The sequence below is a fragment of the Burkholderia sp. AU30280 genome (genome assembly GCF_020420125.1).
Classification (GTDB): Bacteria; Pseudomonadota; Gammaproteobacteria; order Burkholderiales; family Burkholderiaceae; genus Burkholderia.
On record NZ_JAIZRY010000008.1, the window covers coordinates 82,801 to 107,090 of the forward strand.

A 24,290-nucleotide genomic window follows, 5' to 3' on the forward strand; every position below is an offset into this window, starting at 1 on the left:
CTAGCAAAGATCAGGCAGTGACTATAATACCAAATAGTCACTCGTTGTCCATCCCAGCCAGCCGCAATCCATGACAGAAAACACCCCTTCCCCGGCTCCCGCGCGCGGCCCGGCCGATCACGACGTGCGGGATCAGATCGTGGCCGCCGCCACCGAGCACTTCAGCCGGTACGGCTATGAAAAGACGACGGTATCCGACCTCGCGAAGGCCATCGGTTTCTCGAAGGCCTATATCTACAAGTTCTTCGAGTCGAAACAGGCGATCGGCGAGATGATCTGCGCGAACTGCCTGCACGAAATCGAAACCGACGTGCGCGCCGCCGTCGCGGAAGCGGAACGGCCCACCGAAAAACTGCGGCGCATGTTCAGGGTCTTTACCGAAGCGAGCCTGCGGCTGTTCTTCCGCGACCGCAAGCTGTACGACATCGCCGCGTCGGCCGCCACCGGCAACTGGCCGTCGGTGCAGGCCTACGAGGCACGCGTGCAGAAGCTGCTGCAGGAGGTGCTGCAGGCGGGCCGGCAAAGCGGCGAGTTCGAGCGCAAGACGCCGCTGGACGAAACCGCGGCGGCGATCTACCTCGTGATGCGGCCCTACCTGAATCCGCTGCTGCTGCAGTACAACCTCGACACGACCGACGCCGCGCCGGCGCAGTTGTCGAGCCTGGTGCTCCGCAGCCTCGCCCCCTGAACCGAAACCAATTGTGACCATTGACTATATTGGTCACTAGATACACAATGGAAGCCCCGATTACTTCGTCAGTGGGTCTTCCATGGTCCGGCGTCGCCTCGCTCTTCTCACAGTCGCCTCGGCACTGCCCGTCGCGCTAGCCGCCTGCAGCGGAAAAGCGCCTTCCGATCCGCGAACGGACGCGCCGCTGGTGCGTACCGCCATCGTGCAGGCAGCCGCGCCCGCGTCCCGCTCGTTTACCGGAACCGTCGCTGCACGCGTGCAGAGCGACCTCGGGTTCCGGGTGTCCGGCAAGGTGCTGGAGCGGCTCGTCGATGCCGGACAAACCGTCCGGCGCGGCCAGCCATTGATGCGGATCGATCCCGTCGACCTGAAGCTCGCGGCGCGCGCACGCGACGAAGCAGTGGCCGCGGCACGGGCACGCGCGCGGCAGACCGCCGAGGACGAAGCGCGCTACCGCGACCTGCGCGGCACCGGCGCGATATCGGCATCGGCCTATGACCAGGTCAAGGCGGCGGCCGATGCCGCGAAAGCCCAGTTGAGCGCCGCCGAAGCCGACGCCGACGTCGCGCGCAATGCGACCGGCTATGCGGAACTCGTGGCGGATGGCGACGGCGTCGTGATGGACACGCTCGCGGAGCCCGGCCAGGTCGTCAACGCCGGCCAGCCGGTCGTGCGGCTCGCGCACGCCGGCAGCCGTGAAGCCGTGATCCAGTTGCCGGAAACGCTGCGCCCCGCGATCGGCTCCGTCGCGCAGGCCGAGCTGTTCGGCAAGCCGGGCTTGCGTGTCCCCGCGACGCTGCGCCAGCTCTCCGATACCGCGGATGCGCGAACCCGCACGTTCGAAGCGCGCTACGTGCTGCAAGGCACGCTGGCCGCCGCCCCGCTGGGCGCGACCGTCACGATCCGCATACCGGACGACGCCCGCGCCGCGCCGCAAGCCGGCCTGCAGGTGCCGATCGGCGCGCTGCTGGACACGGGCAAAGGGCCCGGCGTGTGGGTCGTCGCCGGCGATCCGGCCAAGGTGGCGTGGCGGCCGGTAAAGCTCGAGCATCTGGACGACGACAGCGCCCGCGTGTCCGGCGCGCTGAACCAGGGTGAACGCGTCGTCGCACTCGGCGCCCACTTGCTGCGCGAAGGCGAAACGGTCCGCATGTCGCCGCAGGCGGTCGCGGTCGCAAGCGAAGGAGCCAGGCCGTGAGCGAACGCCGCTTCAATCTGTCGGCGCTCGCGGTGCGCGAGCGTGCGATCACGCTGTTCCTGATCTGCCTGATTTCAATCGCCGGGCTCGTGTCGTTCTTCAAGCTGGGCCGCGCGGAAGATCCGGCATTCACCGTCAAGGTGATGACCATCGTCACCGCATGGCCGGGCGCCACCGCGCAGGAAATGCACGACCAGGTGGCCGAAAAGATCGAAAAGCGCATGCAGGAACTGCGCTGGTACGACCGCACCGAAACCTACACGCGCCCCGGCCTCGCGTTCACGACGCTGACGTTGCTCGACAGCACGCCGCCGTCCGAGGTGCAGGAGCAGTTCTATCAGGCGCGCAAGAAGATCGGCGATGTGGCGAACGACCTGCCGGCCGGCGTGATCGGCCCGATGGTCAACGACGAATACGCGGACGTCACGTTTGCGCTGTTCGCGCTGAAGGCCAAGGGCGAACCGCAGCGCCTGCTGGTGCGCGATGCGGAGATGCAGCGCCAGCGGCTGCTGCATGTGCCGGGCGTGAAGAAGGTCGACATCATCGGCGAGCAGGCGGAGCGCATTTATGTGCAGTTGTCGCATGACCGGCTAGCGACGCTCGGCGTGAGCCCGCAGGAGGTGTTCACCGCGCTCAACGGCCAGAACGCGCTGACGCCGGCCGGCTCCGTCGAGACGCGCGGGCCGGAGATCTTCATTCGCGTGGACGGCGCATTCGACCAGTTGCAGAAGATTCGCGATACGCCGATCGTCGCGCAGGGCCGCACGCTGAAACTGTCGGACATCGCGACCGTCGAGCGCGGTTACGAAGACCCGTCGACGTTCATGATCCGCAACAACGGCGAACCCGCGCTGCTGCTCGGCGTCGTGATGCGCGACGGCTGGAACGGGCTCGACCTCGGCCGTGCGCTGGACCGGGAAGTCGGTGCCATCAACGCGGAAATGCCGCTCGGCATGAGCCTGACCAAGGTCACCGACCAGTCCGTGAACATCAGCTCCGCCGTCGACGAGTTCATGGTCAAGTTCTTCGCCGCGCTGCTCGTCGTGATGCTGGTGAGCTTCGTCAGCATGGGCTGGCGCGTGGGCCTCGTCGTCGCCGCGGCCGTGCCGCTGACGCTGGCCGTGGTGTTCGTCGTCATGGCCGCCACCGGCAAGAATTTCGACCGCATCACGCTCGGCTCGCTGATCCTCGCGCTCGGGCTGCTGGTCGACGACGCGATCATCGCGATCGAAATGATGGTCGTGAAGATGGAGGAAGGCTACGACCGCGTGGCCGCGTCGGCGTATGCGTGGAGCCATACGGCCGCGCCGATGCTGGCCGGCACGCTGGTCACCGCGGTCGGCTTCATGCCGAACGGCTTCGCGCGCTCCACCGCGGGCGAATACACCAGCAACATGTTCTGGATCGTCGGGATCGCGCTGATCGCATCGTGGGTCGTTGCAGTGGCCTTCACGCCGTACCTCGGCGTGAAGATGCTGCCGAACCTCAGGAAATTCGAAGGCGGTCACGATGCGATCTACGATACGCCCCGCTACAACCGCTTCCGGCAATGGCTGACGCGCGTGATCGCCCGCAAATGGCTCGTCGCCGGTTCGGTCGTCGCGCTGTTCGTGCTCGCGATACTCGGCATGGCGGTCGTCAAGAAACAGTTTTTCCCCATCTCCGATCGTCCCGAGGTGCTGATCGAGGTGCAGATGCCGTACGGCACGTCGATTTCGCAAACGAGCACCGCCACGTCGAAGATCGAAGCGTGGCTCGCGAAGCAGAAGGAAGCGCGGATCGTCACCGCGTACGTGGGCCAGGGCGCGCCGCGCTTTTATCTGGCGATGGGGCCGGAGCTGCCCGATCCGTCGTTCGCGAAGATCGTGGTGCGCACCGACAGCCAGGACGAGCGCGACGCGTTGAAGGCGCGCCTGCGGCGGGCCGTCGCCGACGGCCTCGCGCCCGAAGCGCGCGTGCGCGTGACACAGCTCGTGTTCGGCCCGTATTCGCCGTTCCCGGTTGCGTATCGGGTCACGGGCCCCGATCCGGACAAGCTGCGCGGCATCGCCGCCGACGTCGAGCGCGTGATGAGCGGCAGCCCGATGATGCGCACGGTCAATGCAGACTGGGGGACGCGCGCGCCGACGCTGCATTTCACGTTGCAGCAGGATCGCCTGCAGGCGGTCGGGCTGACGTCCAGTGCGGTCGCGCAGCAGCTGCAGTTCCTGCTGACCGGGGTGCCCGTCACCGCGGTGCGCGAGGATATCCGGACCGTACAGGTAATCGCGCGGTCGGGCGGCGACGCGCGGCTCGACCCGGCACGGCTCGGCGACTTCACACTCGCCGGCGCGAACGGGCAGCGCATCCCGCTGTCGCAGGTGGGCAAGGTCGACGTGCGGATGGAAGAGCCGATCATGCGCTGGCGCGATCGCGTGCCGACGCTCACGGTGCGCGGCGACATCGCCGACGGCCTGCAGCCGCCGGACGTGTCGGCCGCGATCACGAAACGGCTTCAGCCGATCGTCGCCGCGCTGCCGAGCGGCTATCGAATCGAGGAAGCCGGCTCCATCGAGGAATCCGGCAAGGCCACGAAGGCGATGCTGCCGCTCTTCCCGATCATGCTGGCGGTCACGCTCGTCATCATCATCTTCCAGGTGCGCTCGATCGCCGCGATGGTGATGGTGTTCATGACGAGCCCGCTCGGCCTGATCGGCGTGGTGCCCACGCTGATCCTGTTCCGGCAGCCGTTCGGCATCAATGCGCTGGTCGGCCTCATCGCGCTGTCGGGGATCCTGATGCGCAACACGCTGATCCTGATCGGCCAGATTCACCAGAACGAACAGGCGGGACTGGATCCGTTCCAAGCGGTCGTCGAAGCGACCGTGCAGCGGGCGCGCCCGGTGATCCTGACCGCCATGGCGGCCGTGCTCGCGTTCATTCCGCTCACGCATTCGGTGTTCTGGGGAACGCTCGCGCACACGCTGATCGGCGGCACGTTCGCCGGGACGATCCTCACGCTGATGTTCCTGCCGGCGATGTATGCGATCTGGTTCAGGATCCGGCCAGGTGATTCCGCCGCCGCCCGCCACGGCGGCCATGAACCGGCATCGTCAGGCGAGCCCGCACTTCAGCCGGTGCTGGACGCGCGCGACTGATGCTCCCTTCATCCTGTCGAAGGAAGCAGTCGTGTCGAATTCCACCGGACGGATGGCGTCGGCGCGATACGCGTTCACGCACCCTGTGGCGCCAGGGAGTCGATCAGTGCGCCGTTGAAGGCAGGCAGGTCGTCGGGCTTGCGGCTGGTGATGAACGGGCCGTCACGGACGACTTCCTGGTCGACCCACTTGCCGCCTGCATGACGGATGTCGTCCTGAAGGCTCGGCCAGCTCGTCATCGTGCGGCCTTCCACGAGACCGGAGGACACGAGCAGCCAGCCGCCGTGGCAGATCGCCGCGACCGGCTTGCCGGCACCGACGGCCGCCGTCACGAACTCGCGCGCCGCCAGCACCATCCGGATCGCGTCGCCGTTCACGACGCCGCCGGGCAGCACGACCGCGTCGTAATCGCCCACGCGTGCCTCGTCGAACGTGCGGTCGACCTTCACGCGCTTGCCCTTTTTGACGTGCCTGAAGCCCTGGATCTCGCCACGCTTCTGCGAAATCACGTCGACCTGCGCGCCTTCGGCCGCGAGTGCGCGCTGCGGCTCGACGAGTTCGGCTTCCTCGAAGCCGTCGACCGCGAGAATTGCCACCTTGCAATGAACCAGCCTTCCGCTCATGAAACCCTCCGTCCGTGACGCGGCACAAGTCGTGCCGCACCGGTCTCGGAGCAAGCGGCGTGCCGGTTCTGCTAACGGGATGCGCCCGGCTTCACGTGGCCGGCCGAGCCATTGTGCGAGCGCGTGCCGTGCTGCTGCATGCCGGCGGAAGTGGCGCAGCCGTATTGCCGTTGGTAGCGGGCGTCGACATGTCCATCGGCGGATTCGGCACGCCGGCGCGGCACGCGGCTTGCGTCGACGCGCTCCGTAAGCGCATCCCTTCCATGTCCCCAATACGGAGCCTCTGCCATGCCTTCCGCTTCCGCCTCGCACGGCAAACGCCTCGCGCGCCGCCCCGGGCGCGCCCGCGGCGTCGATCCGAAACATCGCAAGCGCTGGTCCGGCGCAGTCACGCAAACAAGCGATGCCCTCGACATCGAGCCCGACATCTTCAAATCCGACGATCCGGCCGCCATTGCCGCATCGCTGAAGCGTTCGGCCGAGCACAGCCGCCGCCGCAAGGCGTCGCCGTTCCAGTCGGCGATGTCGATGCTGAACTTCTACGTGAACCGGGCGGGCCGCAATCTGCCGAAAACACGCCGCGCGACGCTCGAACGTGCGAAGCGGAAACTGCGCGAGGCGTTCGGCCGCAAGCCGTGACGACGTGCATGCGACCCATGCGCAGCGGCTCCCCGTGACGGGGTTCGGCATCCGGGAAATCGGCTCGCCTCACTACCCGCTGCTCGCGCCCGAACACGGGCCGGCCGGCACGGTGCGCTCGCTCGCAGCCGCGTGCCGACTGTGGTGTCGACATCGGTGATCGCACGCGGCGTCTCCGCGGCGCCGCCGATCAACGGGTACCACCCGTCTGCAGCATCGGCGATGACGCGTTCATGTTTCAGCGCCCAGCCGGGCGCGCATCGACGCGGTGATGCGCTGCCGCGCTTGCGCATAGCCTTCCCACGGGTCACGCGTCAACGTGTCGAGGCGCTCATGCAACGTGTCGATCGTCCATTGCGCACCGCCCGTCGTGTCGGGCACCTCGTCCCAGTCGAGCGGCACCGATACGCCCATGCCGGGCCGCGCGCGCACCGAATACGCGGCGATCGTGCTCGCGCCGCGGCCGTTGCGCAGGTAGTCGACGAAGATCTTGCCGCGCCGATGACGCGGCCCCATCGTCGCCGTGAAGCGGTCGGGCAGCGCACTCGCGACGTGCTGCGCAATCGCGCGCGAGAAATCCTTCACGTCGTCCCAGCCCGCATGCCGCGTGAGCGGCACGACGACGTGCAGCCCCTTGCCGCCGCTCGTCTTGCAGAACGAGACGAGCCCCAGCTCGTCGAGCAGCCCACGCACGAGCTGGGCGGCATCGATCATCGCGCGCCAGGGCAATGCCGGATCGGGATCGAGGTCGAACACGATGCGATCCGGCCGCTCGATGTTCGACGCGTGCGCGTTCCACGTATGCAGTTCGATCGTGCCCATCTGCGCGGCACCGAGCAGCGCGTCGACGCGGTCGATCGACAGCAGCGGCCCGTGGCCGGGATCGAGCCCTTCGTGCTGCGTGACGAACGGGATCTCGCGGCGCTCCGCATGCTTCTGGAAGAACAGTTCGCCGGCGATGTCGCCCGGTGCGCGCACGAGTGACACCGGTCGTCCCTTCAGGTCCGGCAGCAGCCACGGCGCGACCCATTGCCAGTAATGCGCGAGGTCGATCTTGCGCGTGCCGCTCCGTGGATCGAGCAGCCGATCGGGATGCGTGATGCGCACGCGGCCGACATGATCGGCGGCGGCCGCACCATGCGTCTTGCCGGAAGACGCGGACGATCGCGCGCCGCGCGGGTGGCCATGCGCCGTATCCGTATGCGGTGCGTGCGAGGATGGGTCGTGCGCTGCACGGGATGCGTTCATTGTCGCCTCCGTTTCGGTTTGCCGTGGCACCTCGCGAACGATCCGCCGCGCCGGCTTGTCTTCGCGCAGCGCGACGAACGCCGCCTGGCGCACGATTCCGTCGCCTGTCCATTCCGCGAATTCGCATTCGGCGACGAGCGTCGGCTCGACCCAGTGGACTCGCGTGCGGGACCGTTCGCGCGGCGGCGGGTCAAAGGGCGGCGTGCTGCGTTCGTGCCGGCGCAGCATCGCCGCGAGCCGGTCGAGCACACGCGTATCGAACCCGGTGCCGACACGGCCGGCATAGCGCAACGGCGGCGCACCGCGTGGCCGCTTGCCGGCCGCGACCGGCTCGTACACACCGAGCAGCAGCGCGCCGAAGCCGTGCCGGCTGCCCGACGGCTCGGTATAGCCGCCGATCACGAACTCCTGGCGCCGCCGGCATTTCAGCTTGATCCATGCGGACGAGCGGCCGCCGCGATAGCGTGAATCCGCGCGCTTGCCGATCAGCCCTTCGAGCCCCGTGTCGCACGCGCTCGCGATCAGCGATGCGACGTCGTCGCCGAGATCGGGCGAGTAGCGCAGCCGTGCAGGATCGCTGCCGGCGAGCAACGGTTCGAGCAGCGCGCGACGCGCGGTGAGCGGCGCATCGCGCAAGTCGTATCCGTCGAGAAAGGGCAGATCGAACACGAACAGCGTCACCGCGTCCGAGCGTCCCGCGCCGAGCGCGTTCTGCAGCGCCTGGAAATCGGGCAGCCCGTTGCGGCCCAGGACGACGGCCTCGCCGTCGAGCCACGCATTGTCGAGATCGAGCGCCGCGAGCGCGTCGCGCTGCGCGCGCAGTTTCGCGGTCCAGTCGCGACCTTCACGCGTCATCAGCGTGACGTGCCGCCGCGCATCGCGGCCCGCGATCCGGGCCAGGATCCGGTAACCGTCGAATTTCACTTCGTAGCGCCAGTCGTCGTGAGCGGGCGGTGCATCGACGAGCGTTGCGAGTTGCGGCGTCACGCGGCCGGGCAACGCGGCGCGCACGGCGCCTTCCACGCGCGACGGGCCGGCCGGCACCGCTGCGGCCCGGTCGTCCTGCGGCCCGTGCGCAGGCGCCGCGCGCGTGGACTGCGCTCGATCGTGACGCACGCTGCCCGGGCGCTGCGCGACGACATCGAAGCTTGCCGCATCGTGCGCGTCATCGTCGCGCTCCTTGATCAGCAGCCATTGCTCCTGGCGCCCCTGCTGCCGCCTGCTGCGCACCAACGCCCAGCCGCCGTGCAGCTTCGTGCCGTCGAGCCGGAACGTCAGCTTGCCCGCACGATAGCCGTCGCGCGCCCGGGCAATGCCACCATCGGGCGTCCACGTGCCTTCGTCCCACACCGTGACCGAACCCGCGCCGTAATGTCCGGCCGGGATCTCGCCTTCGAACGACGCATATTCGAGCGGATGATCCTCGACATGCACGGCCAGCCGTTTCACCGACGGGTCGACGCTCGGCCCTTTCGGCACCGCCCACGACTTCAGCGTGCCGTCGAGTTCGAGACGGAAGTCGTAGTGCAGCCGCCGCGCGTGATGCTCCTGGATCACGAAGCGCAGTGGCCGGGCCGTGCGCGTGGAGGGTCGCGCCTTGTGCGCGTCGTGCTCGCTCGCATCGGCATCCGCATGCGCGCGCCGCCGTCCGTGCGACCCCGTGGGTTCCGGTGTCGTATCGAAGCGGCGCTTGCTGCGATAGGGTTCGAGCTTGCCGGCCATCGCATCACCCTCCTTTCCGCGACATCACGCGGCGTGCTTGCGGCGCACGGCCGCCTTCTTCGCCGCGTGCGTGCCGGCCACGCCGTGCTTCGCGGCCGCGCGCTTCGCCGGTGTCTTCGCCGCGCCTTTCGCGGATGGCTTGGGCGCCGGCTTGCGCCGCGTGCCCGCGGCATGCGAACGCGCACGGGCATCCTCGTCGTCCGTGCGTGCAGCACGCGCACCGCCGCCCTTCAGACTGCGCTTGAGCAGTTCGGTGAGATCGACCACGTTGGTTGCCGTGCGTGCAGTCTGCGCGGGCCGGTCCTCGATTTCCTCGATTCGTCCCGCGCGCACCTTGCGCTCGACCAGTTCGAGAATGTCGTCACGGAACGTGTCGTGATACTCGTCGGGCGTCCACGAGCCCGACATGTCGTCGATCAGCTTCTTCGCCATCGCGAGTTCGCGCGCACTGACGCCCGCGCGCTTCGCGTCGTCGGCCGGCACCGACAGTTCGTCGAGCGGTCGCAGTTCCTCCTGCCAGCGCAGCGTATCGAGCGCGAGCAGCGGCCCGACCGGAATCAGCGCGCCGAGATGCTGGCGGTCGCGCATCACCACGTGCGCGATGCCGATCTTGCCGCTGTCTTTCAGCGCGTCGCGCAGCAGCGCATAGACCTTCTCGCCCTTGCGGTCCGGTACGAGGTAGTACGGCGTGTCGAGATACAGGAACGACACGGCGTCCTCGTCGACGAACGTGACGATGTCGACGGTCTGCGTCGATTCGGGGTTCGCCGCGCGGATCTCGTCGTCGGTCAGCACGACATAGCGCTCCTTCTCGTACTCGTAGCCGCGCACGATGTCCTCGCGGGTGACTTCCTTGCCGGTTCGCTTGTTGACCTGCCGATAGCCGACCGGATCCATCGAGCGCTTGTCGAGCAGCCGGAACGACGGCTTCACGGTCCGCGTGGCCGGGAACAGCTGCACGGGCACGTGAACGAGCCCGAAGCTGATGGCGCCTTTCCAGATCATGCGTGTCATCGATGTCCTCCTTGCGGCGTCCGTCGCCGCATGCGGCCGTCACGGCCTCCCGCGACGGCTGCGCCGCACGATGCTGACGTGGCCGTTGCGCTCCAGGATCGCCGCATCGACGTCGGACAGGTCGTTCGCGCCAAGCGCCTGACGCACGCTTTCGCGTATGTCTGTCGGCGTGATCAGGGCCGCGCGCATCTGCGCGTCGTCGAAGCGGCCGTTGCGATACACCTCGCGCTCCGCGCCGACCAGCAGCCGTTCGAGCCGGCTCGAGCACACGCAGGCCCAGCCGATCGCGCGATGCAGCAGCGCGATCGCGAACGACGCGGCTACCGTCGCCACGAACGGCGACGCACCGACCACCGCGCGGCTCAGGATCGCGCCGAGCAGGATCCCGACCACGTAGTCGAACGGCGAGCGCTGGCCGAACGCGCGCCGCCCGGCGATGCGGATCAGCACCAGCGCGACTACGAACACGACGATCGCCCGCAGCACCATCTGCCCGGGGCCGAGCATCCGGCCCTGTCCGAACAGTGCAACGACGACGTCCATGATCGCGCGGCGCTAGGCCGGCAACCCGGCGGCCTGCTGCTCGCGTGCCCATACGCGATGACGGCCGACGTGGTCGGACAGTTCGTTCAGGACTGCGTCGAGATCGACGGCCTGCCCGACGCACACGCCTTCGGCCGGATCCGGAAGGTGAGCGGCGCTCAGCAATTGCCGCCCCGAGCCGATGGCCGCGATCGGCTTCAGGTGCTTGAACGCTTCGCGCACGAAATGCCGCGCGTCGGCGCTATGCGCGAGGTCACGGCCATCACCGTCGTCGCCGCATACGAACACCGCATCGAACATCACCGACGGCATGCCGGCCAGCGTCGCCTGCGGCACGACGCCGCCGATCGGCGCCAGCGTCGGCGCCATGATCGTCGGCACCGCGTGCTCGGCCTGCAGCGCATCGCGCACCTGCTGGACCAGCGCCTGGTGCGTACCGGCAGTCGCGATCAGCGCGATCTTGCGCGACCGGATGCCGGGCTTCGAACGGCCGATCAGGCTCAGCGCGGGCGAACGCTGCGCGACGTTCGGCGTCGCGGCCCCGTGCGGCGCGGGCAGCCCGAGCCGTTCGGCAACCTGTGCGGCCAGCCCCGCGTCGAAGCGGGCGATCGTCTCGTTGACCACCCGCTCGCGAATGTGCGGCTGCGTCACCTTGCCGAGCTCGAAGCAGTATGCGTCGCGGATATGCCGCTGTTCGATCTCGGTCATGCTCTGGTAGAACAGCGCGGGCTGCGAGAAATGATCGGCGAACGTTTCGCTGCGCACGCGCACCTTGTCGCCTTCGAGCGGCTCGTGCACGGTTTCGAAGCCGCCGCCGGCCGGCGCGGGCGGCGTCTCGCGCGGCCAGCCGCCGCTCGTCGAATTCGGTTCGTACGACGCCTGCCCGACATTGATCGTCTGCCGGTGCATCGCATCGCGCTGGTTGTTCGCGAACGGGCACACCGGCCGGTTGATCGGAAGCTCGTGGAAGTTCGGGCCGCCGAGCCGGCTCAGTTGCGTGTCCGTATACGAGAACAGGCGCCCCTGCAGCAGCGGATCGTTCGTGAAGTCGATGCCGGGCACCACGTGACCCGGATGAAACGCGACCTGCTCGGTTTCCGCGAAGAAGTTGTCGGGGTTGCGGTTCAACGTCATCCGGCCGATGGGCCGCACCGGCACGATTTCTTCCGGCACCAGCTTGGTCGGGTCGAGCAGGTCGAAGTCGAATTTCCCGGCATCGGCCGGATCGATCATCTGCACGCCGAGTTCGAATTCCGGATAGTCGCCGCGCTCGATCGCCATCCACAGGTCCCGCCGGTTGAAATCCGGATCATGGCCGGCAATCCGCTGCGCCTCGTCCCACAGCAGCGAATACGCTCCGCTCACGGGCCGCCAGTGGAACTTCACGAAACGCTCGGCGCCGGCCGCGTTCACGAAGCGGAACGTATGCACGCCGAAACCGTCCATCGCGCGGAAGCTCGCGGGCAGCGCGCGGTCGGACATCAGCCACAGCACCGTGTGGGTGGTTTCCGGCACCAGCGAGACGAAATCCCAGAACGTGTCGTGCGCGGACGCACCGGTCGGCATCTCGTTCGGCGCCTCGGGCTTCACGGCATGAACGAAGTCGGGAAACTTGATCGCGTCCTGGATGAAGAACACCGGCATGTTGTTGCCGACGAGGTCGTAGTTTCCCTCCTCGGTATAAAACTTCACCGCGAAGCCACGGACGTCGCGCACGGTGTCGGCCGAGCCGCGCGGCCCCTGCACCGTCGAGAAGCGCACGTACACCGGCGTTTCGGCGGCCGGGTCCTGCAGGAAAGCGGCCTTCGTGTAGTCGGCCATCGGTTCGTACACGCGGAACACGCCGTGCGCGGCCGAGCCGCGCGCATGCACCACGCGCTCCGGAATGCGCTCGTGATCGAAATGCGTGATCTTCTCGCGCATGATGAAGTCTTCGAGCAGCGACGGGCCGCGCGAGCCGCCCCGCAACGTGTTCTGGTTGTCGGTGATCCGCACGCCCTGGTTGGTGCGCAGTGCCTCGTGGTCGGGCCGCGAACGGTGCTCGTCGAGCTGGCGCGATTTCGCGCTGTCCTGCGGCTGGGCGCAGGGCGTTTTGCCGGATGATGGGGAATGGGTCATCGATCGATTCCTCGTGGCATTCGGATGGGTATCCGCCACGCGCGCGCCACGTTGCTGCGGCGTGCGCGTGCGGACAGCAGGAAAAGCCGGCGTGGCCGGGCGCGACCGCACCCGTCGCCGGCGGTGGCATCAGGGTGTACGCAACGCCGCGTCGAGCGCGACGTTGCATTCGATCGCCGCATCCTCGACGCGCGGCTTGCGCGCGTCCACCGCGCGCCGCACGCTGTCGCACGGCTGCGCGCACACGCGCAGCCGGCCGGCCGCGCCAAGCGATGCAGAGCGCGTGATCACGTCCGGGTCGAACCGCAGATCGACCGCGCAACGCCATTCGCGCGCACGCGCGTCGGCCGGCACACGCACCCATGACACCTGGATCGCCAGCCGCCCGGACGCGTCGTCCGCATGCACGCCGGCCGACTGCGGCGGGAAACCGTTCGCGAGCGCATGCTCGAGTTCCGCGATGCGCGGCGACCGGTCGGGCGCGACGCTCATCGTCGTACGACGCCCAGCAGCAGCGTGGCGAGGAAGATCACGACGAAGATGTAAAACAGGATCTTCGCGATCTCGGCCGCGCCGGCCGCGATACCGCCGAAGCCGAATACGGCCGCGATGATCGCGATGACGAAGAAGATGAGGGCGTATCGAAGCATGGAATCCTCCTGTTGACAGCGGTCGCCCGCACACATACTGGCGTCGGTCAGGCGTCGTGCTTGTGTTTCGGTTTGCCGTGGGTCGGCGTGGAGGCCATTTTCTCGAGCTCCTTTTCACTCATCGATTTGGCCATCGACTTCGAAGGGGGTTTGAGGTCCTTCATTTTCGTCTCGCCGCGCTTGGCCGACAGCGCGGCCCCGGCGGCGCGTTGCTGGGCTTGCGATTTTGCTGGCATGGTCATGCTCCTCTCGTTGGCGCGTGCATCGCGGCAGGCGGTGGCACGCGCGCAGTTGAACGCGGTTGAATCGCCCGGCCGTCACGCCGCATCGCGGCACCGCGGGCCGGCCGGCGGAATCCTCATCGCCTGGCGATCGCTCGTCACGGTGCAACGCGCAAGAACAATGCCTCGGCCGCGAGGCGCCCGGCGAGCACCGCCTCGCAAGCGTCCAGGCAGTTCGGTTCACGGTTGGCCGTCCGCAGGCATCACGCAGTTAGCGTGCCAGTTCGCCGAAGCGCGTCGGCCGCGGGTTCGCACGTCGCGGCACTGCAGGCAAGAGCCGCTTATTTACAAGCCGGCGGCAAGTTTTGGACACGCATCCCGTGATGCCGGGAAGCATGCCGGGTCGTCAGCCGTCAACGCTTCGCATCGATGCGGCCGGCGGCCGAACGGTCGAGAAAGGTGGTCGTCAGCGCCGGCAGGCGGCGCAACGGCCACGCGGCCATGATCGGGTTCAGGAAGCGGCGTGAGCCGTTGCGGGAAAAGTCGTGAGCGGATTCGGGATCGCTGCACGCCTGTTGCAGGATCCATTCGCAGCACGCGCGAATCTCCGCTTCGCCGGCCGCCTGCGCCGCTGCGACGAGCGCGGTATACGCAGCGACCTCGGCCTGCGCGAACGCATGACCGGCCAGCGCCCCCTGCACCACTTGGTCGGCAGACAGCATGCCGCCCGTCCACGTCCATGCGGGCGGCGCTGCGCGACGTGCCGTCTCTTCGCTACACCGTTCGCTGCAAATCTTGCAAGCGCGCCGCTACGCGTCGAACGCGGCCATCACGAGCCACAGCTCGCGGCCGTCGTCGCGCACCTGCGCGGCGAGCGCATACGGATCGGCGGGCTCGCACGCACGCTGCAGCGCGAACCGCGCGGGTTCGGTCGAGCCGAACGTCTCGCCGCTCAGCGGCCGCACGTCGGCCTTGCCTTCGAACATCCGGCGCTCGGGCCGGTAAATCAGCGGTTCATGCTTCCATTCGTTGAAACGGCGCTTCAGCGAATCGAATCCGCCGCCGCATACGTTGACCTCGTAGCGCACGCCCGGTTGTGGTTTCGGAATCTTCATCGTGCCTCCCGCTCGAAGTGCGCGGGGCTGGCACCTTCCGCACCACGCACCGCTGTCGTCGTGCTCGTGGCAAATCGCGTGCCGCTCATGTCCGGCGCGAACCCGTCGCATACCGGGCACGGCCGTTGCGAACGGGACACGCCATCGCCATCGACATGGAGGTTCGCGATGAAGGATTCGACCCGGTCCGGCCACGATGCGCCGGCACACGAGCGGCAACCCGATCCGTCGCCGCCGCTCAAGCATCGCGACCGCGCGCATACGCGCCATTCGGAACGTCATATCGACAAGCAGCTCGAGGACACGTTTCCCGCGAGCGACCCACCCGCAATCGGCGGCGTCACCCGCATCGAGCCGGGCACGTCGTCCGGCACGCACGACGAAAGGCCGCGGCAGGACGAGCGCGAACGCCGCGACACATGACGGCCCACGGCACGCGGCTTGCTGCATCCGTGGCGCACGTGTCGATCCATTGCACGACTGAACAGTTGCGTCGCCTGCCGGTCGTCGATCACCACGAGGGGCCGATCGGCTTGCTGTCGCTCGCGGGCATCGCGACACGCATGGCCGGCCCCGAGCAGGACGCTATCGCGAACACGCTCGAGGGCGTGTCGCAACCGAAGCAGACGTGACGGAGCACCCCTCGCCCCGTCGCGACAACCCCGCGCGACCCGCAGGGCCCTCCCCGGGCACCGTCGCGCCCCATGCAGCCTGGAGGAAACCATGCAGACTTCCGATCAAGGTCAGACCCGCATCATCGGCAAGGGCGCCGCAACGGCGGCCGGCCCCGGCCCCGACGTGATGGCGGCCGATACGCTGGAAGGCAACAAGGTCTATACGACCGACGGCGACGATGTCGGCAAGATCAAGGACATCATGCTCGACGTGCGCTCCGGCCGCGTCGCCTATGCGGTACTGTCGAGCGGCGGCATCCTCGGCATCGGCGACAAGTTGCACGCGATCCCGTGGAGCGCGCTCACGCTCGACACCGAGCGCAAATGCTTCCTGTTGTCGGTGTCGTCCGAGCGGATCCGCAACGCACCGGGCTTCGACAAGGACCACTGGCCGGCGATGGCCGATCCGCAATGGGCCGGGCCGCTGCACGAGTTCTACGGCAGCGCGCCGTACTGGCGCGCCGGCGACGAGCTCGGGCTGACCGACCCGACCGAGGAACTGAACGATCCGCGCGTACGCGACCGTCACTGATCGCGATGACGCGGCGCCGGTTCGCCGGCGCCGCCGCTTCGAACGCCCCGCTCGCGCGGGGCGTTTTTCCGCACGCCGCGGCGATGTCGGTCGCGACGCACGACGCGCTAGGCGCGATGCCGCAACGCGTCGATCACGACGGTGAACGCGCGCGACGCCGGGCGACGGCTCGGATAGTACGCGTGGTAGCCGGGAAAGACCGGGCACCAGTCCGGCATCACGATCCGCAGGTTGCCGTTGCGGACATGCTGCAGCACGACGTCCTCGGTGACGAACGCGATGCCGAAACCGTCGAGCGCTGCCTGGACCATGTGCGGCTGCGTGTTGCAGGTGATCCGGCCGTTCACGCGCGCCAGGACGGCGTTCTTGCCCTTCTTCAACTCCCACGCATAGATGCCCTTCGCCGTGGCGAGCCGCAACGTGACGCAATCGTGATCGAGCAGATCCTGCGGCTTCTTCGGCGGCTTGCGGCCGTCGAGATAGGCGGGCGCCGCGACCATCGCCATCCGGACATCGGGGCTGATCCGCACGGCGATCATGTCCTTCGCCACCTGGTCGCCGTACCGCACGCCGATGTCGTAGCGCTCCTCGACGATGTTCGACAGCCCGTAATCGACCGACAACTCGACGCGGATATCCGGGTAGTCGGGCAGGACCTTCCTGAGTTTCGGCCAGATGATCGTATCGATCGGATGCTCGGTGGCCGTAATGCGCACCACGCCGGCCGGCTTGTCCCTGAAATCCGACAGCGCGGCCAGTTGCGCCGTGATCTCGTCGATGCGCGGGGCCACCGCCTGGAACAGCGCTTCGCCCGCGTCGGTCATCGACACGCTGCGCGTCGTACGTGTCAGCAGCCGCACACCGACCCGCGCTTCGAGATCGCGAATCGTATGGCTCAGCGCCGATTGCGACACGCCGAGCCGCGTGGCTGCGCGCGTGAAGCTGCGGTCGCGGGCCACCGCGAGAAAGACGATCAGGTCGTTCAAATTTTCACGCGCCATGTCGAAAAGCTCCGGTCGGGACGGACGCCAATCGTAGCATCGCCCGTGGCGATTGATCAGTTTGGCTCATAAGTCCAAGCGCGCCGTGCTACTTAATCGATCCGGAGCGGCTCGCTAGACTGCGAAGCCATCGACCCGATGCGTCGCGGCAGAGCCCGGACGCACCGGCTACCCGTTTTTCGGAGCCGAACCTCATGCCTACCCGCTTTCTCACGACCCTCGCCGCGCTTGTCGCGTCCGCTCCGCTATTCGCGCAATCCGCACCGGGCCTGACGCGCGAACAGGTCCGCCAGGACATGTTGCGTTACGAGGCCGCCGGCTTCAATCCGGCGCGCATCAACCCGCGCACCTGGGTCGACGACGCCCAGGCCGCGGCGGCCAGGGTGCAGGCCGGGCGCGATGACGACGCGCGCACGCAACTGGCCGGGCACGGCGTCACGACGCGTTGCGATTGAGCGCGCGGCGGCCACTCCTCTCCGATCCTGTTCCCGACATGCAATCCCTCTCCACACCCGATCGCGGCACGGCACCTGACGGCGCGGCCGCGTGGGGCGCCGTCCTCGCGATGTCGCTCGGCGCGTTCGCGCTGGTCGCGTCCGAGTTCATGCCGGTCAGCCTGCTCACGCCGATCGCCGGCGACCTGCACGTCAGCGAGGGCCAGGCCGGCCAGGCTATCTCCGTATCGGGCGCGTTCGCGCTGGTGACAAGCCTGTTCATCGCATCGCTCGCCGGCCGGCGCGATCGCAAGCCCTTGCTGCTGTTGCTGACACTGCTGACTATCGTGTCCGGCACGCTCGTCGCGTTCGCGCCGAACTACGCATCGTTCATCGCCGGCCGCGCGCTGATCGGCGTCGCGATCGGCGGCTTCTGGTCGATGTCGGCCGCCACCGCGATGCGCCTCGTGCCGGCGCGGCACGTGTCGCGCGCGCTGGCGATCGTGAATGGCGGCAATGCGCTGGCGACCGTCGTCGCGGCCCCGCTCGGCAGCTTTCTGGGGGGAATCGTCGGGTGGCGCTGGGCCTTCTTCTGCGTCGTGCCGGTCGCCGCGATCGCATTGGGCTGGAAGCTCGTCAGCCTGCCATCGATGCAGTCCGCGCCGCGCGGCACGTCCGCCCATGCGCTCAGGCTGCTGGCCCGGCCGCCGGTCGCGCTCGGCATGGCAGCGGTCAGCGTGTTCTTCATGGGCCAGTTCACGCTGTTCACGTACCTGCGTCCGTTCCTCGAAACCGTCACGCATGCGGGCACCGTCACGCTGTCGCTGATCCTGCTCGCGATCGGCGTCGCGGGTTTCGCGGGAACGGTCCTGATCGGCGGCGTCCTGGAACGCGGGCTCTACCGGACACTCGTGGCCACGCCGGCACTGATGGCCGCGATCGCGGTGGCGCTGATCTTCTTCGGCGAATCCACGGCGGCAACCGCATGCCTGCTCGGCACATGGGGCCTGCTCGGCACCGCGGCCCCGGTCGGCTGGTGGACGTGGCTCGCACGTACGCTGCCGCACGATGCGGAAGCCGGCGGCGGATTGATGGTGGCGGTCGTGCAACTCGCGATCGGGCTTGGCGCGACGATCGGCGGCATGCTGTTCGACCTGCACGGCTACCGCGCGACTTTCGCGATGAGCGCGGCGCTGCTTGCGCTCGCCGGCGGGCTGGCCGTCGTCGCGGGTTGGTCAGCCCGACGCGCCGCCGCGCGCACCGGCGGTTGACGCCCACGCCACGACGCCCCCGTGGCTTTTTTACAAGCGCCGTGTAAGCTCCCCGTCCGGCTGCGCACGACCGTTCGCCGCGTCCAGATAGCCCGGTAGCCGGTACGGCGTGCCCCCGCGTTCCGTGCGCTGCTGGCGCCGATCGTCGGTATCGCGATCTGCGTGGAGCCCGGCCGACCGCGTCGCGGCCGTGCCGGACCCGCCGGGCTCACATCATCTTGCCGCGCGAACGTTCGGCGCGCGCCGCGTCAGCCGCCGATTCAACCTTCTTCACTTCCTCCGGCGGAGGCAGCACGGCCTTGAAGCCCATCGACTCGATCCACATCTCGCGCGCCCAGCCCCGCGTGTGATACAGGTGATGATCCTCGTCAGCCTCGACCTCGTCGTGCGCCTTCTTCAGCGTCTTCGCGGCGTCGCCCGACAGTTGGTCGGCCGCGTAGCCGATCAGCTCCCAGTTCAGGTGATCCTTCGTCTCGGCGAGTACCACGCACTCGGCCGCGACGATCTGCGCGGCGGCCGGGTCGGCCTGCTTGCGCGCCTGCTCGATCGCATGGACGAGCGCCTTCCCGATGGCCGCCACCGCGCTGCGGCCGGGCGTCTGTGCGTCGGCGTCCATGCCGAGCGTCTCGAACACCTTGCGCAGCACCTCCTGGTGATGCAGCGTCTCGCGATGGTACTTCTCCCATTCCTTGTGCAGATCCTCGTCGGTCGCGCATTGCAGCGCGGCCTCGTAGATCTTCGCGCCGCCAAGCTCGGTTTCGTATGCCTGGCAGAGCAATTCGCGGATGCCTTCGTGCTTCGGTTGCCGATGGGCCATGACTGACTCTCCAAAAAGACGGGCCGCGCGCGCGGCCCGGGGTTGAACGGGCACGCGTCAGTGCGCGCCCATCTTGCGTTCGAGCGCCTGCGCCATGCTCAGGTGATGCCGGAGTGTCGGCAGCGTGGTGCTCGGCTGCGGATGCATGCCGCGCCCGGTGCCCGGCTGGTGGTCCTGTTTCTGAGGCGGCGGCGTCTGTGCGGCAGTCATCATTCGGATTCCTCCCTGAACGGTTGTCGTCGACTCATCGCACCGCAAGCGGCGTGCCGTGCGCGGCAAACGCGTGTGGTGCGTGCAACGCTGCAGGCGGGCGTGAAAAATTCAGCGCGTCCCGCCGCCCGATGCGGCCTCGCCGGGCCGGCGTACCGGATCGAAGTCGCGCCACTTGCCGTCCTGCCAGTCGCCCTTGACGCGCTCGATCGACGACGCGCCGGTCGCGCGCAGTACGTCTTCCGCCGTATTCGCGGTGTCTGCCGCCACGCGCACGGCGAGAATCACGCCGGTTTCGCTCTGCGCAAGCGTGCCCTTGCCTTCGGCAGGCTCGCCGCGCATCCGGCCCAGCGCGCCGCCCAATGCGCCGAGGTACGCGCCGGCCAGGGCGGCGGCGGCCGGGACGAACCAGTAGCGCACGCCGATCGCGTAGACGATCAGCCCCGCGACGATGCCGACCGCCAACCCGCGGATCGCGCCGATCATCGCGCCGCGCCCGCCCGGCTTCGCCGCCGTATCGGCATAGACGTCGCCGCCGATCGGAAAACGCGCGTGCTGTCCGCCCGGATTCAGAAAGAAGATCGATACGTCGTCCGGGCCGAACGCGCGCTCGTAGAGGTGACGCGCCCCACCTTCCGCTTCGTCGAACGTCGTGAAGCGGCCTGCGACGATCATCGCCATGGCTGTGCTCCTCGTAACGGTAGTGGCGCCGCGGGCAACCGCACGCGGCATGCCAGACGTGTTGAACGCGGCGAATCGCCGAACCGGCATCGCATTGCACAAATCACGTCGCGATGTCGTGCAATGCCGCGCCGCGCTCGCGCACCAACCGCTTGATGCCGGAACGTCGCGGCGCCCGAGCGGCCGCCGTCGGTTCCTGCCGTCATGCGCGCCGGTTGCGGTCCGGTCACGCCGTCTCGTGCACGGCCGCTCAGTGATGCGGTTTGCGCTCGCGGTCGCGACCGACGGTGCCCGGTTCGGGATCGAGTCCCGCAGGCTGCGTCGGCGTCACGGTTCGCTGGTCGGGAGTCGGCGCCATGCCCGACTCGTGCTCGCCCTCGCGACGAACCCGCACGCGGTTCTCGACGTCGCGCACGCACATGCAGCCGTCGGCCAGGTCCTCGATGCCGTGCTTCATCCACCGCGCCGGCACCGTGCCGTCCAGTTCGACGCGGCCGTCTTGTACCTGCACCGTGACGTCGCTCACGTCGATGTCGAGTGCATGCGCGAGCCGCTCGCAAACATCCTCTCGGATTCGCTCGTCCGAGCGCGTATAGCCTTTCGGCCCGCGACGCTCGCGCAGCGCGTCGCGTTCGGCCTCACTGCCGAAACGCGACATGTCCGACGCGTTACCGCCGTAGCGCGGGTTGCCGCGCGGATCGCCATAGGCGCGGTCGCGGTCGTACCCGCCCATCCGGTGATGCCCGCGAAACTCCGGGGGGACGCCTCGGTACGGGCTGTCGGGCCAGTCGCCGCCCTGCGCGCGTCGGTCGCGCTCGCCGTAGCCGGGATCGGGTGCCCGCGCCGGCTGGCGCGGGAAGTCGCCCTGCCCGCCCGCATCGGCCGCGCCGCGCCGCTGGTCGACCGTTCGCGCCGCGCGTTCGCTCCATTCGCGACCCCAGTCTTCCGGACCGACGTCCTCGCTCGCGAAGCGGCGGTACGCCGAGTCGTCGCCCTCGTCCGGCCATCGCGCCGGGTCGTCCGGGAAGCCGCGCTCGCCGGCGCCCCGGTATGCGCGTTCGTTGCGCTCCTGCCAGTCGGGCGGGCCACCGCGTTCGCCGTGCCGTCCGGGATATCGTCGTTGCATCGTGTCCCTCCTCGATCGCGCCTGCGCCGCGCACGGCCCCATGCCGCGCCACGGCGCGCGTCGGTCAGCTCGAACGCAAGTCGCGTGCCGATGTCATGGCCAAGGGATGACAGACGCGCATCGCGATGTCGATCCGCTACCGGACGCGCCAATCTGCAATGCGATTGCAGTTTTTGCGTGCCGGGCGTCACGGCGCGCCGTCATCGCCCGATTCGTCCCGGTCATTCGCTTCCTCCGTGCGATCCGGCCCGCTCAGCCGCTCGGTGCGGTCAGGCTGGATATCCGCTCCTTCGTCAGGCGTCGAATCGCCGTCCGCCGACGCGCGCCCGCCCGTCTCGGAGCGGTCCGTATCGCTATCAGGTGATGCATCGCCGCATTCAAGCGCGTGATTGTCGAGGGGCGAATCGACGTAGAATCGATGACGTCGCGCGCCTGCCGTGTCGCTGCCACAGTCGGCCGGCTCGCCCGGCCCCCGTGCGCGACCGTCGCGGCCGCGATCGACGTTGCCGTCGTCCGGACCGGCCGGTTCGTTGTCGGGGTTCAGCGGGCCGTTCGTGCCGTTCTCTTAGCCAGGCTGGCGGCCGCGCGCGGCAGGGCGGCCGGCGCGCGGCGCGCGGCGCGCGGGCCGGAAGGCCCTGCAATCGTCATGCCGCATCGCACGCCGGAACCCACTGCCCGCTGCCGCCACGGCGGCCGGCACAACCGATGCGCGCCCATTGATCAGCCGAATTGAGTTCCCTTATGCTTCCGGGGTGCCAATCCGATTCGTACTGCCGCCGCCGCACGCCCGACGGTGGCCGGGCGGCGTTGCCCCGCCCGCCTTCGACCTGCCGCCCAGATGACGAAACACAACATCGATCCTCGCTCGCACCCACCGCCGCTCGGGCAATCCGACGCGCGCGACCTCCTGCACCGCTTCGCCGAGTTCCGGTTCCAGACGGTCGTCGAATCGATTACCGACTACGCGGTGTTCATGCTCGATCCGCACGGCAATGTCGCGACATGGAACGCGGGTGCCGAGCGCATCAAGGGCTATCGCACCGCGGAAATCGTCGGCCACCACTTTTCGCGCTTCTATCCGCCCGACGCGATCGCGGCCGGCCGACCGTCGCACGGGCTCGAAGAAGCCGCCGCGAACGGCCACTTCGAAGACGAAGGGTGGCGCGTGCGCAAGGACGGCTCGCAGTTCTGGGCGAACGTGACGATCACGCCCGTGCACGATCACACGAACCAGCTCTGCGGCTACATCAAGATCACCCGCGACATGACCGAACGCAAGCGGCTCGAGGAGCTCGAAGCGTCGACGCACCGGCTCAGCGTGTTCATCGCGATGCTTGCGCACGAGCTGCGCAACCATCTCGCGCCATTGCGCCATTCGGTCGGCATCCTGCAGAGCGTGGCCGATCCGGCACCCGCGCCCGCGCTCGCGCAGTGCCTCGACGTCGTGCATCGTCAGGTCACGCAACTGACGCGGCTCGTCGACGACCTGCTCGACGTCGGGCGCATCACGGCGGGCAAGGTCGAGCTGGACGACCGGCCCGTTACCGTGCGCGACATCGTGTGCCGCGGCGTCGAAAGCATCCAGTCGAAGCTTGCCGCGCGCGGGCAGCACATCCACGTCGACCTGCCATCCGATGCCGTGCCGCTCCACGGCGACGATGCGCGACTCGTCCAGGTGCTGCACAACCTGCTCGACAATGCCTCGAAGTTCTCGCCGCTCGACGGACGCATCGACGTCGGCGCCAGGATCGAGGGACCGGTCGTCGCGATCCGCGTGACCGATCGTGGCGTCGGCATCGCGCGCGACGCGCTCGAAACCATCTTCGACCTGTTCGAGCAGGAAAGCGGGTCGGGCCGGCGGCCGTCCGAAGGCTTCGGGCTGGGTCTCGCGATCTGCCGGACCTTCGTCGAACTGCACGGCGGGCGGATCTCGGCCGAAAGTGCCGGGCCCGGTCACGGTGCGACGTTTACGGTGCGCTTGCCGATCGACCGCATGGCGCGTGCGGCACACGGCGACGTGCGCGGGCCGGTCGAGCCTGCGCAGACGGGCAGCGCGCCGCTACGTATCGTCATCGTCGACGACAATCGCGATTCGGCCGACACGCTCGCCGTCCTGCTGCAGGTGAAAGGACACGCGCCCCGCGTCGCCTACAACGCGAACGACGCGCTGGCGCTCGCCCGCGACTACGCACCGCAGCTGATGATCCTCGACCTGACGATGCCCGACGTCGACGGCTTCACGCTGCTGCAGGAACTGCGCGCGATTCACGCACTGCGCGACGCGACCTGCGTCGCGCTGTCCGGTCATGCCAGCGCGGCCGACCGCGCACGCACCGAACGCGCAGGCTTCGACGAGCACCTCGTGAAGCCCGTTGAAATGGACGTGCTCGACGCGCTGTTGCAGCGCGTTGCGCGCCAGGTTCGCGACACACCGTAAGCACGTGCTCGGGCCACCGCGCGACACATCGCCGCGCACGCATGTTGGCGTGCGGTTTGCACTGTCGGAGCGAATCGTCGGCCATCCTCTACAGTGTGCAGGTAGCGCTTCCGGCTCCGCGGCGGCGGCCCGTCTCGTCAGAAATCGGCGCTGCCGGACTGCCTCGCGGCGACGGCGGCCATCGCACG

Annotated in this window: 25 protein-coding genes and 1 pseudogene; 10 read left to right on the forward strand and 16 right to left on the reverse strand. The window is 68.6% G+C overall.

Going from position 1 to position 24,290, the window contains the following annotated elements:
* Positions 1–70: 70 nt before the first annotated feature.
* The 3 genes from LGN17_RS19520 (at position 71) to LGN17_RS19530 (ending at position 5,026) form a co-directional block, all read left to right on the forward strand.
* Entirely contained in the window at positions 71–688 is a 618-nt protein-coding gene (locus LGN17_RS19520; protein ID WP_226198219.1) for a TetR/AcrR family transcriptional regulator, read from the forward strand.
* 82 nt (positions 689–770) lie between these two features.
* Complete coding sequence (locus LGN17_RS19525; protein ID WP_226198220.1) at positions 771–1,889, forward strand: efflux RND transporter periplasmic adaptor subunit; 1,119 nt, start codon at positions 771–773, stop codon at positions 1,887–1,889.
* Positions 1,886–5,026, forward strand: a complete 3,141-nt coding sequence (locus tag LGN17_RS19530) for an efflux RND transporter permease subunit (RefSeq protein WP_226198221.1) — start codon at positions 1,886–1,888, stop codon at positions 5,024–5,026. Before LGN17_RS19525 ends, LGN17_RS19530 begins: the two co-directional genes overlap by 4 nt.
* Before the next feature lie 74 nt (positions 5,027–5,100).
* Here LGN17_RS19530 and LGN17_RS19535 read toward each other — a convergent pair whose 3' ends face one another.
* On the reverse strand, positions 5,101–5,649 hold the full coding sequence (locus tag LGN17_RS19535; RefSeq protein WP_226198222.1) for a type 1 glutamine amidotransferase domain-containing protein: 549 nt from the start codon (positions 5,647–5,649) through the stop codon (positions 5,101–5,103).
* Between the two features lie 288 nt (positions 5,650–5,937).
* Here LGN17_RS19535 and LGN17_RS19540 point away from each other — a divergent pair, with 288 nt between their 5' ends.
* Entirely contained in the window at positions 5,938–6,288 is a 351-nt protein-coding gene (locus LGN17_RS19540) for a DUF3175 domain-containing protein (protein ID WP_226198223.1), read from the forward strand.
* A gap of 231 nt (positions 6,289–6,519) precedes the next feature.
* Here LGN17_RS19540 and ligD read toward each other — a convergent pair whose 3' ends face one another.
* The 9 genes from ligD to LGN17_RS19585 form a co-directional block, all read right to left on the reverse strand.
* A complete protein-coding gene (ligD, locus tag LGN17_RS19545) occupies positions 6,520–9,258 on the reverse strand; it encodes a DNA ligase D (RefSeq protein ID WP_226198224.1) in 2,739 nt (912 codons plus the stop codon).
* A 24-nt stretch (positions 9,259–9,282) separates the two neighbouring features.
* Entirely contained in the window at positions 9,283–10,272 is a 990-nt protein-coding gene (locus tag LGN17_RS19550; protein ID WP_226198225.1) for a Ku protein, read from the reverse strand.
* 39 nt (positions 10,273–10,311) lie between these two features.
* Positions 10,312–10,815 (reverse strand): DUF421 domain-containing protein, encoded by a 504-nt coding sequence (locus tag LGN17_RS19555; protein WP_226198226.1) that lies wholly within the window; start codon positions 10,813–10,815, stop codon positions 10,312–10,314.
* Positions 10,816–10,827: 12 nt separating this feature from the next.
* Entirely contained in the window at positions 10,828–12,933 is a 2,106-nt protein-coding gene (gene katE, locus LGN17_RS19560) for a catalase HPII (RefSeq protein WP_413227035.1), read from the reverse strand.
* A gap of 129 nt (positions 12,934–13,062) precedes the next feature.
* A complete protein-coding gene (locus LGN17_RS19565) occupies positions 13,063–13,425 on the reverse strand; it encodes a DUF3022 domain-containing protein (RefSeq protein WP_226198228.1) in 363 nt (120 codons plus the stop codon).
* Positions 13,422–13,583: a DUF1328 domain-containing protein gene (locus LGN17_RS19570; RefSeq protein WP_226198229.1), complete on the reverse strand. Its 162-nt coding sequence runs from the start codon at positions 13,581–13,583 to the stop codon at positions 13,422–13,424. The genes LGN17_RS19565 and LGN17_RS19570 overlap by 4 nt, the downstream gene beginning before the upstream one ends.
* 47 nt (positions 13,584–13,630) lie before the next feature.
* Complete coding sequence (locus LGN17_RS19575) at positions 13,631–13,819, reverse strand: DUF3008 family protein (protein WP_047852964.1); 189 nt, start codon at positions 13,817–13,819, stop codon at positions 13,631–13,633.
* Between the two features lie 398 nt (positions 13,820–14,217).
* Entirely contained in the window at positions 14,218–14,526 is a 309-nt protein-coding gene (locus tag LGN17_RS19580; RefSeq protein WP_226198230.1) for a DUF892 family protein, read from the reverse strand.
* Between the two features lie 87 nt (positions 14,527–14,613).
* Positions 14,614–14,919 carry a hypothetical protein gene (locus LGN17_RS19585; RefSeq protein ID WP_226198231.1) on the reverse strand — a complete coding sequence of 102 codons (306 nt, stop codon included), beginning with the start codon at positions 14,917–14,919 and terminating at the stop codon, positions 14,614–14,616.
* Positions 14,920–15,087: 168 nt separating this feature from the next.
* On the opposite strand from LGN17_RS19585, the gene LGN17_RS19590 reads away from it, so the two are divergent.
* The 3 genes and pseudogenes from LGN17_RS19590 (at position 15,088) to LGN17_RS19600 (ending at position 16,125) form a co-directional block, all read left to right on the forward strand.
* A complete protein-coding gene (locus tag LGN17_RS19590) occupies positions 15,088–15,342 on the forward strand; it encodes a hypothetical protein (RefSeq protein WP_226198232.1) in 255 nt (84 codons plus the stop codon).
* 59 nt (positions 15,343–15,401) lie between these two features.
* A pseudogene (locus LGN17_RS19595) lies at positions 15,402–15,551 on the forward strand (CBS domain-containing protein); the annotation flags it as partial.
* Between the two features lie 91 nt (positions 15,552–15,642).
* Positions 15,643–16,125 (forward strand): PRC-barrel domain-containing protein, encoded by a 483-nt coding sequence (locus LGN17_RS19600; protein WP_226198234.1) that lies wholly within the window; start codon positions 15,643–15,645, stop codon positions 16,123–16,125.
* A gap of 107 nt (positions 16,126–16,232) precedes the next feature.
* Here the strand turns inward: LGN17_RS19600 and LGN17_RS19605 are convergent, their stop codons facing one another.
* Positions 16,233–17,126, reverse strand: a complete 894-nt coding sequence (locus LGN17_RS19605; protein WP_226198235.1) for a LysR family transcriptional regulator — start codon at positions 17,124–17,126, stop codon at positions 16,233–16,235.
* A 194-nt stretch (positions 17,127–17,320) separates the two neighbouring features.
* Between LGN17_RS19605 and LGN17_RS19610 the strand changes: the two genes are divergently transcribed.
* Positions 17,321–17,581, forward strand: a complete 261-nt coding sequence (locus LGN17_RS19610) for a DUF4148 domain-containing protein (protein WP_226198236.1) — start codon at positions 17,321–17,323, stop codon at positions 17,579–17,581.
* A gap of 38 nt (positions 17,582–17,619) precedes the next feature.
* Entirely contained in the window at positions 17,620–18,831 is a 1,212-nt protein-coding gene (locus tag LGN17_RS19615) for an MFS transporter (RefSeq protein WP_226198237.1), read from the forward strand.
* Positions 18,832–19,039: 208 nt separating this feature from the next.
* On the opposite strand, the gene LGN17_RS19620 is transcribed toward LGN17_RS19615, so the two are convergent.
* The 5 genes from LGN17_RS19620 to LGN17_RS19640 all read right to left on the reverse strand — a co-directional run bounded on the left by LGN17_RS19620 (position 19,040) and on the right by LGN17_RS19640 (position 22,209).
* Complete coding sequence (locus tag LGN17_RS19620) at positions 19,040–19,648, reverse strand: DUF892 family protein (protein WP_226198238.1); 609 nt, start codon at positions 19,646–19,648, stop codon at positions 19,040–19,042.
* A 57-nt stretch (positions 19,649–19,705) separates the two neighbouring features.
* Entirely contained in the window at positions 19,706–19,861 is a 156-nt protein-coding gene (locus tag LGN17_RS19625; RefSeq protein WP_226198239.1) for a hypothetical protein, read from the reverse strand.
* 108 nt (positions 19,862–19,969) lie between these two features.
* Entirely contained in the window at positions 19,970–20,539 is a 570-nt protein-coding gene (locus LGN17_RS19630) for a hypothetical protein (RefSeq protein ID WP_226198240.1), read from the reverse strand.
* A gap of 250 nt (positions 20,540–20,789) precedes the next feature.
* Positions 20,790–21,665: a BON domain-containing protein gene (locus LGN17_RS19635; protein WP_226198241.1), complete on the reverse strand. Its 876-nt coding sequence runs from the start codon at positions 21,663–21,665 to the stop codon at positions 20,790–20,792.
* Between the two features lie 187 nt (positions 21,666–21,852).
* Positions 21,853–22,209 (reverse strand): chemotaxis protein, encoded by a 357-nt coding sequence (locus LGN17_RS19640; RefSeq protein WP_226198480.1) that lies wholly within the window; start codon positions 22,207–22,209, stop codon positions 21,853–21,855.
* Positions 22,210–22,503: 294 nt separating this feature from the next.
* Between LGN17_RS19640 and LGN17_RS19645 the strand changes: the two genes are divergently transcribed.
* Positions 22,504–24,102, forward strand: coding sequence for an ATP-binding protein (locus LGN17_RS19645; protein ID WP_226198242.1), 1,599 nt, complete (start codon positions 22,504–22,506; stop codon positions 24,100–24,102).
* Positions 24,103–24,290 lie beyond the last annotated feature (188 nt).

What these genes read in the sequence shown, in the direction of transcription:
- LGN17_RS19520 (WP_226198219.1), top strand. Translation starts at nt 71, where the DNA reads ATGACAGAAAACACCCCTTCCCCGGCTCCCGCGCGCGGCCCGGCCGAT.
- LGN17_RS19525 (WP_226198220.1), top strand. Translation starts at nt 771, where the DNA reads ATGGTCCGGCGTCGCCTCGCTCTTCTCACAGTCGCCTCGGCACTGCCC.
- LGN17_RS19535 (WP_226198222.1), bottom strand. Translation starts at nt 5,649, where the DNA reads ATGAGCGGAAGGCTGGTTCATTGCAAGGTGGCAATTCTCGCGGTCGAC.
- LGN17_RS19540 (WP_226198223.1), top strand. Translation starts at nt 5,938, where the DNA reads ATGCCTTCCGCTTCCGCCTCGCACGGCAAACGCCTCGCGCGCCGCCCC.
- ligD (WP_226198224.1), bottom strand. Translation starts at nt 9,258, where the DNA reads ATGGCCGGCAAGCTCGAACCCTATCGCAGCAAGCGCCGCTTCGATACG.
- LGN17_RS19550 (WP_226198225.1), bottom strand. Translation starts at nt 10,272, where the DNA reads ATGACACGCATGATCTGGAAAGGCGCCATCAGCTTCGGGCTCGTTCAC.
- LGN17_RS19555 (WP_226198226.1), bottom strand. Translation starts at nt 10,815, where the DNA reads ATGGACGTCGTCGTTGCACTGTTCGGACAGGGCCGGATGCTCGGCCCC.
- katE (WP_413227035.1), bottom strand. Translation starts at nt 12,933, where the DNA reads ATGACCCATTCCCCATCATCCGGCAAAACGCCCTGCGCCCAGCCGCAG.
- LGN17_RS19565 (WP_226198228.1), bottom strand. Translation starts at nt 13,425, where the DNA reads ATGAGCGTCGCGCCCGACCGGTCGCCGCGCATCGCGGAACTCGAGCAT.
- LGN17_RS19570 (WP_226198229.1), bottom strand. Translation starts at nt 13,583, where the DNA reads ATGCTTCGATACGCCCTCATCTTCTTCGTCATCGCGATCATCGCGGCC.
- LGN17_RS19575 (WP_047852964.1), bottom strand. Translation starts at nt 13,819, where the DNA reads ATGCCAGCAAAATCGCAAGCCCAGCAACGCGCCGCCGGGGCCGCGCTG.
- LGN17_RS19580 (WP_226198230.1), bottom strand. Translation starts at nt 14,526, where the DNA reads ATGCTGTCTGCCGACCAAGTGGTGCAGGGGGCGCTGGCCGGTCATGCG.
- LGN17_RS19585 (WP_226198231.1), bottom strand. Translation starts at nt 14,919, where the DNA reads ATGAAGATTCCGAAACCACAACCGGGCGTGCGCTACGAGGTCAACGTA.
- LGN17_RS19590 (WP_226198232.1), top strand. Translation starts at nt 15,088, where the DNA reads ATGAAGGATTCGACCCGGTCCGGCCACGATGCGCCGGCACACGAGCGG.
- LGN17_RS19600 (WP_226198234.1), top strand. Translation starts at nt 15,643, where the DNA reads ATGCAGACTTCCGATCAAGGTCAGACCCGCATCATCGGCAAGGGCGCC.
- LGN17_RS19605 (WP_226198235.1), bottom strand. Translation starts at nt 17,126, where the DNA reads ATGGCGCGTGAAAATTTGAACGACCTGATCGTCTTTCTCGCGGTGGCC.
- LGN17_RS19610 (WP_226198236.1), top strand. Translation starts at nt 17,321, where the DNA reads ATGCCTACCCGCTTTCTCACGACCCTCGCCGCGCTTGTCGCGTCCGCT.
- LGN17_RS19615 (WP_226198237.1), top strand. Translation starts at nt 17,620, where the DNA reads ATGCAATCCCTCTCCACACCCGATCGCGGCACGGCACCTGACGGCGCG.
- LGN17_RS19620 (WP_226198238.1), bottom strand. Translation starts at nt 19,648, where the DNA reads ATGGCCCATCGGCAACCGAAGCACGAAGGCATCCGCGAATTGCTCTGC.
- LGN17_RS19625 (WP_226198239.1), bottom strand. Translation starts at nt 19,861, where the DNA reads ATGATGACTGCCGCACAGACGCCGCCGCCTCAGAAACAGGACCACCAG.
- LGN17_RS19630 (WP_226198240.1), bottom strand. Translation starts at nt 20,539, where the DNA reads ATGGCGATGATCGTCGCAGGCCGCTTCACGACGTTCGACGAAGCGGAA.
- LGN17_RS19635 (WP_226198241.1), bottom strand. Translation starts at nt 21,665, where the DNA reads ATGCAACGACGATATCCCGGACGGCACGGCGAACGCGGTGGCCCGCCC.
- LGN17_RS19645 (WP_226198242.1), top strand. Translation starts at nt 22,504, where the DNA reads ATGACGAAACACAACATCGATCCTCGCTCGCACCCACCGCCGCTCGGG.